The sequence below is a fragment of the Streptomyces sp. NPDC032091 genome, from assembly GCF_055580265.1.
In genome coordinates, this window is record NZ_JBVILR010000041.1 from 20,098 (window position 1) to 28,626 (window position 8,529).

Sequence of the window (8,529 nt, forward strand, 5' to 3'; positions counted from 1 at the left end):
CGTGCGCGGGAACGAGCGCTACCGTCGTACGACGCGGAGGGGGCGGACGACAGGCAATGAGCAACGACGACCAGTACGGCGGGGGCGCCGGCCACGGCGGAGTGGGCGGTACGGGCCAGACCCGTACCCGCCTCCCGGACTCCCCCGCCGACGCCTACGGCACCCCCCGCCGCACCCCCCGCGCCTCGCGCGGCCTGATCACGGTGGTCGGGGTCGTGGTCCTGCTCATCGCCGCCATCGCCTTCGCGAACCGCTCCCACGACACCCCGCGGGACACCACCTCCGACAAACCCCCGGCCACGACCGCGACGGCCCCCACGGGCACCGCCCCGGTCACCGCCAAGTCCGCCGGCATCCCCAAGGGCTTCGCCCACGACGAACAGGGCGCCCAGTCGGCGGCCGCAAACTACACGGTCGCCCTGGGCTCCGACGGCATGTTCAGGAAAGACACCCGCCACGCACTCACCGACGGGGTCTACACGCCAGAGGCAGCAGCCCGCCTGAAGGCCCCGCAGGATGCGGCGTATTCCCCCGCGTTCCTCGCCAAGCTCGGGCTCGACCCGAACGGCAACCCGCCCCAGGCCAGCACCTTCATCAGCCGGATGATCCCCGTCGGCACACGGGTGGACAGCTACACACCCGGTGCGGCCCGGATCTCGGTCTGGGCCACCGGTCTCATCGGCATGTCCGGGGACAAGTCCACCGACCCCGTCCGGACCACCTGGAAGACCTGGGTCTTCGACCTGGTCTGGTCCGGTGACGACTGGAAGATCTCCGCCGACAGCCAGCAGGACGGGCCGGCCCCCGTGCCCGGCGACGTGGCCGCCTCGTCGGCCGACGACATCAGCAAGGCAACCAAGGAGTTCGGAGGGTTCACCTATGCCCGCTAGCCTCCGGCTCCGGACGGCCGGCGTCTTCGCGTCCGCCCACCTGGCCGTCGTGGCGCTGGCGACCCGTTCGTACGCCGCACCCACGCCACCAGCCTCCCCTTCCGCCAGCACGTCTCCCTCACCGACCGCGCGGGCGAACGAAGACTGCAAGCTGCTCGTCGGGTCCGCCAAGGACTACTGCGAGAAGGGCGACGCCGGCAGTGGCGGAAGCGGCGGCAAGCCAGGGCTCTCCAACGACCCCACCGACGCCCTCAACCCCCTCGCCTCCCTGGCCCGCGGCTGCGCCGACGCCGCCGCCTGGATCGTCGGGAAGCTCAGCGAAGCGGTCAAGGGCACCGCCACCGTCGACTTCACCAACTCCGCCTTCCTCCAGCAATACGCGGTCGTCTTCGCCGCCAGCACCATCCTCACCCTCGTCCTGTGGCTCCTGGCCGTCGCCAAACGCGCCATCCGCGGCGTCCCCCTCTCCACCGCCCTCTCCGAGGCCATCGGCTTCCTCTGGCTGACCGTCCTCGCCTCCGCCTTCACCCCCCTCATCCTCTACACCGTCGTCTCCGCCACCGACGGCGTCACCGACGTCATCGCCTCCGCCACCGGCAGCCAGAGCGACGTCTTCTTCGGCTCCTTCACCGACGCCCTCAAGAAGGGCCAGGACATCGGCGGCGGCCCGATCATGCTGATCGTCGTCGCCCTCGTCACCGTCCTCGCCGCCGGCGTCCTCTGGCTGGAGCTCGTCATCCGCGCCGCCCTGCTCTACGTCGGCGCCCTCCTCGGCACCGTCGTCTACGCCGGACTCGTCGACCGCAACATGTGGGGCCACGTCCGCCGCTGGGCCGGCATCATGATCGCCGTCATCCTCGTGAAGCCGGTCATCGTCATCGTCCTCGGCCTCGCCGGAGCCCTCGCCGGCGACAAGGGCCCGAACGCCTTCTCCGCCGTCGTCTCCGGCCTCGCCATCATCCTCCTGGCGATCTTCGCCTCCGCCATGATCTACCGCTTCGTGCCCGGCTTCGGCGACGAGATCGCCTCCGCCCGCAGCAACCGCAAGCAGGCCACCGACGGCGCCCAGGCCGCCGCCGTCATCAGCTCCCCGGCCTCCCTCGTCTCCCAGGGCATCAAGACCCACAGCAGCCGCGGCGGCGCCCACCGCGCCGGAGGCGGCGGCTCCACCGGCGGCGACGCCAACCAGATCTCCGGAGGCATGGCCGCCCACAGCAGCCGCGGCTCCGGCGGCGGAACCGGCGGTGGAAGCCTCCCGCCCGCCGCACCCCCGCCCCGCACCGGCCAGAGCACGAGCACGAGTTCGAGGAACACAGGAGGTGACGGGCGTTGACGACCCAGTCCCACCAGATCCACCCCATCGCGCCCCGCCGCACGTATCTCATCGGCCGGGCCCGGCCGAACGCGATCGTCGGCAAGAACCGCGAAACCGGCGAGATCGCCCTGATCATCGTCGGCGCGTTCCTCGGCATGATGAGCGGACTGCTCGTCCCCGACCTCACCCTGCGCATCGTCACCCTCGCCGGCTTCCCGCTGCTCGCCCTCGCCGCCGTGTACGTCCCCTACAAGGGCCGCACCTTCTACCGGTGGTTCGAGATCAGCCGCAGCTACAAGCGCACCCTGCGCCGCGGCACCACGTACCGCTCCTCCGCCATGGAGGCCGGCACCCGCGCCGTCGACGGCCGCGAGGTCGAGGTCGGCCCGCCCCCCGGCATCGGCCGCATCAACTGGCTCGCCGCCCCCTTCGGCCCCGACGAGATCGCCGTCCTCCTGCACGCCGACCGCCGCACCGTCACCGCCGCCATCGAGATCGAGGGCCCCGGCGTCGGCCTGCGCGACAGCGAGGACCAGGAAGCCCTCGTCGACCGCTTCGGCACCCTCCTCAAGCACGTCGCCAACGGCGACGGCTTCGTCACCCGCCTCCAGATGCTCGCCCGCACCCTCCCCGCCGACCCCGACGCCCACGCCAAGGACGTCGCCCAGCGCGGAGACACCACGGCCCCCACCTGGCTGCGCGACTCCTACGACCAGCTCCAGTCGATGGTCTCCACCTCCTCGGAGCAGCACCGCGCCTACCTCGTCGCCTGCATGCACTACACCCGCGAGCTCGCCGCCGAGGCCAACACCATCGCCCGGGCCGGCAGCACCAAGGGCCACAAGCTCGACCGCGACGCCGGCCTCGCCATCGTCATGGCCCGCGAGCTCACCGACATCTGCGCCCGCCTCGCCGAGGCCGACATCCGCGTCCGCCAGCCCCTCGGCCAGGGACGTCTGTCCTCCCTCGTGCACTCCATGTACGATCCGGACCACCCGATCGACCACATCCAGGCCATGACCAAGCGCAACGCCTGGCCCGCCGAGCTCGACGCCGTGGAGCCCACCTACCTCCAGGCCAAGACCCGCGAATCCTCCACCCGCGCCCCCTGGTGCCATGCCACCGCGTGGATCAAGGAATGGCCGATGACCCCCGTCGGCGTGAACTTCCTGGCGCCGCTCCTCGTCCACACCCCGGACGTCATCCGCACCGTCGCCGTGACCATGGACCTCGAACCCACCGAGATCGCCATCGAGCGCATGCTGACGGAGAAGACCAACGACGAGGCCGACGCCTCCCGCGCCGCCAAGATGAACCGCACCGTCGACCCCCGCGACATCGCCGCCCACGGCCGGCTCGACCAGAGGGGTGAAGATCTCGCCAGCGGCGCTGCCGGGGTCAACCTCGTCGGGTACATCACGGTGTCCTCGCGTTCCCCCGAAGCCCTCGCCCGCGACAAGCGCACCATCCGCGCCTCCGCCGGCAAGTCCTACCTGAAACTCGAATGGTGCGACCGCGAGCACCACCGCGCCTTCGTCAACACCTTGCCGTTCGCCACCGGCATCCGACGCTAGCTGGAGGGAAGAGACGCCATGCGAGATCCCATGTCCGCGCTGACGGACGCCTTCACCAGCTTCCTCTTCGGCAAGGTCGAGACCACCCGCCTGCCCGTCCGCACCTCCACCGGCCAGGCCCAGGCCGTCTACCTGCCCACCGCCGCCCCCGGCCTCGGCGACTCCGGTGTGATCATCGGACGCGAGGTCTACAGCGGCAAGGGCTACATCTACGACCCCTTCCAGCTCTACGGCCAGCAGCTCCCCGCCCCCCACTGGCTCGTCCTCGGCGAATCCGGCAACGGCAAGTCGGCCCTGGAGAAGACCTACGTCCTGCGCCAGCTCCGCTTCCGCGACCGCCAGGTCGTCGTCCTCGACGCCCAGGGCGAGGACGGCGTCGGCGAGTGGAACCTCATCGCCCAGCAGCTGGGGATAACCCCCATCCGCCTGGACCCCGTCGCCGCCAACGACGACGGGATCCGCCTCAACCCCCTCGACCCGGCGATCACCACGACCGGCCAGCTCGCGCTGCTCCGCACCATCATCGAGGTGGCGATGGGCCACGGCCTGGACGAACGCTCCGGCTTCGCCCTCAAGGTCGCGCACGCCTACGTCGTCGACGCCATCCGGGACCGCCAGCCCGTCCTCACCGACATCGTCGAACAGCTGCGCCACCCCGAACCCGAGTCCGCCCTCGCGATGAACGTCGACATAGACGATGTCCGGGCCTGGGGCCTCGACGTCGCGCTCGTCCTCGACCGCCTCGTCGACGGCGACCTCCGCGGCATGTTCGACGGCCCCACGACGGTCGGCATCGACCTCGACGCCCCCCTGATCGTCTTCGACCTCTCCCACATCGACCGCAACTCCATCGCCATGCCCATCCTCATGGCGATCGTCGGCGTGTGGCTGGAACACACCTGGATCCGACCGGACCGGAAAAAACGGATCTTCCTGGTCGAAGAGGCCTGGCACATCATCAACAGCCCCTTCGTGGCCCAGCTGTTCCAGCGCCTGCTGAAGTTCGGCCGCCGCCTCGGCCTGTCCTTCGTCGCCGTCGTCCACCACCTCTCCGACGTCGTCGACGGAGCCGCCGCCCGCGAAGCCGCGGCCATCCTCAAAATGGCCTCCACCCGCACCATCTACGCCCAGAAGGCCGACGAGGCCCGCGCCACGGGCCGCGTCCTCGGCCTGCCCCGCTGGGCCGTCGAAATCATCCCGACCCTCACCCCCGGCATCGCCGTCTGGGACGTCAACGGCAACGTCCAGGTCGTCAAACACCTGATCACCGAGACCGAACGCCCCCTCGTCTACACCGACCGCGCGATGACGGAGTCCTCCACGCCCCAGCAGCTCCCCGAGGACCTGCTGGCCGCGGAACTCGAAGCGGAGGAACGCGCCCTGTACATCGAACGCCAGCGGGGCACCGGCCCCGGATCCGCGACCACGGTGGCCTGAACGACATGCACGACCCCAGAGGTACGGAGCCCCGCGCGCGCGGCGGGGGCATCCCCGACGGAGTACTGGTCGGCCTCCTGGCCTTCCTCCTCGGCCTCGCCGTCCTGGTCTGGTCGGCCACCGGCCTCGCCGCCCTCTTCGCGAAGGGCGCCTGGCCGGCCACGGTCACCTTCACCCGCACCCCGGGGGCGGTCCGCGCCCTGATAACGCAACCGCACGACATCCCGGGCGCCTGGCCGGACACCGACCCGACGGCCCTCTCGGGCTGGGGCCTGTTCTGGGGCCTGTTCATCAGCCAGCTCCTGGTCCTGCTGGTCCTGACGATCTTCACCCTGGGCGTACTGGCCCGCGCCAAGGCCCGCCGGGCCCGCGCCAAGGCCCCGGCACCGTCCGAAGCCGCCCCGACGCCGGACCAGCACCAGGACCACGACACGGCCCCGCACCCGGCCGCAGGCACAGCCCCGGGCCGAAGCACCCACCGGGCCGCGGGCACGCACACGGACTCGACGGCGGACACCCGTTCGACATCCGGCCCGGTCCCCCGCCCGGCGTACGCCACCGACCGGAACGCAGCGACCGCGCGCACGCACCCTCGTCCGCACCTCGGACCCTCGGCCCCCGCCCCGGACCCGGCCGACGGCCCCCCGACCCGAGACCTCGCCCCGGGCACGGACCACGACCCCGAGCCGGCCCCCCTCACGGCCCGGGCATCCGCCCCCGGCCCCAACCCGGCACACGGCACCGCCCACCCCGCCCCGACTCCGCACGCCCTCCGGCACCGCGACGCGGACGAGGCGACGCCCCCGGCACGAACCCCGCACGAGCCGCCGCCCCCGCGGCCGGCCGTACTCCCCGCCCCCACGCAGCCGGCCGCCACCGGCCCCGCGCACGCCCCCGTCTGCGCCCCGGCCCCCGCGCACCCCCAGGCCCGTACCGCCCCGCCGACGGCCCCCGCCCAGGAGGCCTACCGCTACGGCTTCGGCTACGCCCCGCCCACCCGTGCCACCCCACCACCGCCGCCGGCGACCACGCACCGCCTCGCTTACGCACCCCCCGCCGAACGCCACCACCTGGCCGTCCAGGCCGTCTCCGCCGCCGAGGGCGCCGTCCTGGTGGTCACGTCCTCCCCCGCCCTCTGGCAGGACACCAAGGACGCCCGCGCCAAGCTCGGCCCGGTCCTCCTCTACGACCCCTCGCACCTGTGCGACACCCCGGCCCGCATGCACTGGAACCCCGCCGAGGGATGCGCCGACCGCGACACCGCGGCCGCCCGCGCGATCGCCCTGCTGGCCCCCGTACGCCCACAGGCCCGCCTCGACGCGGCCGTCGCCGACACCGCGGAGACCCTCCTGCGCAGCTGGCTCCAGGCCGCCGCCCTCGACGGCCTCCCCTTCAAGCAGCTGGCCCGCTGGGCCCAGGGCAACGGCTCCCAGGAACCGGTACGGATCCTGCGCACCCACCCCCAGGCCGCCCCGGGCGCCGCCGGCGAACTCGAAAGCGCCCTCATCGCCCACCCGGAACGCCGCGAGCAGGCCCAGTACCTGACGGCCCGCGCCCTGTCCTGCCTGACCTCGGTCCACATCCGCGAGGCCTGCAACCCGAACCGAACGGACGCGCTCACCCTGGCATCGTTCGCCGCCGAAGGGGGCACCCTCTACGTAGTGGGTGAACCGCTGGAGGACCCCCGCACCCGTCCGGGCGCGATGCCCCTGCTCACCGCACTCGCCTCGCACGTGGTCGAGCACGGCCGCCGCATGGCCGCACGGTCATCCCACGGTCGGCTCGACCCACCAATGACGCTGGTCCTGGAGGACGTGGCGGCCGTCGCCCCCGTCCCCCAGCTCCCCGACCTCCTCCACGACGAGAAGCTCCCGCTCCTCGCCCTGTGCCGCAGCCGCGAACAGGCCCGCGCCCGCTGGCCGGAGTGGCCGGCCGAGGACTAGGACCGCGCGAAGACGTACTCGTGCTCCTTCGCGGTCGGGTCGTCCGGCTTGGGAATGACCAGCCCGCTCGGACGGAACCCGAACCGCCGGTAGAACCCGGCGGCCCGCTCGTTGTCCTCGTGCACGAAGAGCCGCGCCCGCTCCAGCACCGGCTCCTCCCGCTCCCACACCCACGCCAACGCCGCCTCGAACAGCGCGTGGGTCAGCCCGCTCCCCCGCTGCTCGGGCCGCACGAACACCCCGACGACGTGCGCCTGGTCGACCTCGACGACCTGGCCCAGGAAATCCGTCGTCCCGGCGTCCTCGATGAACACGGACACCGACCCGTCCCACTGCCCATCAGGTGCCTCGGCGACGATCTGCGCGACGTGCACACCCTCCGCCGCCCCGGCCGCCCGGTCCTGCCAGAACTCGTCGGGCTTGGCGGCGGCCTGCTCGAAGGTCTCCAGGAAGGCCAGCGGCGCGACGGGATCACGCAACGCGTCCAGCCTCAGCCCCTTGACCTTCTCCCACTCGCCGGCCCGCACGGCCCGAATCACATGCTGCTGCTTCCGCTGCTCCATACCCACAAATCCAAACGTGCCGATCACTGCAGGTCAACGTGATATCCATGCCCGAGCTCCGCCACACACCAGTAGACCCGCAGCTCCCCGCCCCCACTGACGTCCACCCCGGTCACATCGCCACTCGACACGGTCACCAGCAGTTCCCGGAGCCCACCGCACTCGCCGCAAAAGCACGGAGACGGATCGGTGGTCCCCCACCAGGCCCGGCCACCGACCTTCCACACGTCGTACCGGCTGACCGGCCGCGTCTCGACGGCCTCCTCGACCCCGACCGCACACACCCGCGGCACCAGCCCTTCCGCAGACCGGACGGGCGGCTCCCCCACCCGGAACTCCCGCCCCTCGACCTCCGACGCACACCGCCACACGGGGATCACCACGGGCCCTCCTTCGGCCTGCCCGGGCACGTCCTGCTCCCAGTGCTCGTTGGGGCACCAGAGGAGCTGGAACAGGTCCTTGCCCTCCGGCCACCAGGCCCCGGGCACATCGCGCCGGTACAGCTGGAGCACGGGCACCATCGCGCACGGGATCCGCCCTGACCCGTCCCGGTCGTCCGGTATCAGACACCCCGGCCACGGTTCTTCGGCCGGCCAGGCCAGAGGCCCGCCGATCGAACTGTCACCGGCTCCGGGGCTCCCGGCCATGGGTGTCAGAAAAGCGACCGGCACGGCCTGATCGATGTCCCTATCGATGTCCATGCCCCGAACCCTAAACGCAGAAAAGCCCCGCACCATGACTGGTGCGGGGCTTTCCCACAATGATTGTTCGGCGGCGTCCTACTCTCCCACAGGGTCCCCCCTGCAG

Annotated in this window: 7 protein-coding genes; 5 read left to right on the forward strand and 2 right to left on the reverse strand. The window is 72.1% G+C overall.

Annotated features, from left to right (window positions below):
- The first annotated feature begins 56 nt into the window (after window positions 1-56).
- Genes ACZ5NJ_RS37090 through ACZ5NJ_RS37110 form a run of 5 tightly spaced genes read left to right on the forward strand, consistent with a single transcriptional unit; the run spans window position 57 to window position 7,159 of the window.
- A complete protein-coding gene (locus ACZ5NJ_RS37090; protein WP_468771102.1) occupies window positions 57-890 on the forward strand; it encodes a DUF8175 domain-containg protein in 834 nt (277 codons plus the stop codon).
- On the forward strand, window positions 880-2,223 hold the full coding sequence (locus ACZ5NJ_RS37095) for a hypothetical protein (RefSeq protein WP_468771104.1): 1,344 nt from the start codon (window positions 880-882) through the stop codon (window positions 2,221-2,223). Before ACZ5NJ_RS37090 ends, ACZ5NJ_RS37095 begins: the two co-directional genes overlap by 11 nt.
- Window positions 2,220-3,779, forward strand: coding sequence for an SCO6880 family protein (locus tag ACZ5NJ_RS37100; RefSeq protein ID WP_468771106.1), 1,560 nt, complete (start codon window positions 2,220-2,222; stop codon window positions 3,777-3,779). Before ACZ5NJ_RS37095 ends, ACZ5NJ_RS37100 begins: the two co-directional genes overlap by 4 nt.
- Window positions 3,780-3,797: 18 nt before the next feature.
- Window positions 3,798-5,216: an ATP-binding protein gene (locus ACZ5NJ_RS37105; RefSeq protein ID WP_468771108.1), complete on the forward strand. Its 1,419-nt coding sequence runs from the start codon at window positions 3,798-3,800 to the stop codon at window positions 5,214-5,216.
- A gap of 5 nt (window positions 5,217-5,221) precedes the next feature.
- Window positions 5,222-7,159, forward strand: a complete 1,938-nt coding sequence (locus ACZ5NJ_RS37110; RefSeq protein WP_468771110.1) for a type VI secretion protein — start codon at window positions 5,222-5,224, stop codon at window positions 7,157-7,159.
- Here ACZ5NJ_RS37110 and ACZ5NJ_RS37115 read toward each other — a convergent pair.
- Window positions 7,156-7,722 carry a GNAT family N-acetyltransferase gene (locus ACZ5NJ_RS37115; protein ID WP_468771112.1) on the reverse strand — a complete coding sequence of 189 codons (567 nt, stop codon included), beginning with the start codon at window positions 7,720-7,722 and terminating at the stop codon, window positions 7,156-7,158. The genes ACZ5NJ_RS37110 and ACZ5NJ_RS37115 overlap by 4 nt on opposite strands.
- 23 nt (window positions 7,723-7,745) lie before the next feature.
- The gene (locus tag ACZ5NJ_RS37120) at window positions 7,746-8,243 is read right to left on the reverse strand and encodes a hypothetical protein (RefSeq protein WP_468771113.1); all 498 of its coding nucleotides are present in this window, start codon (window positions 8,241-8,243) and stop codon (window positions 7,746-7,748) included.
- Between the last annotated feature and the right edge of the window lie 286 nt (window positions 8,244-8,529).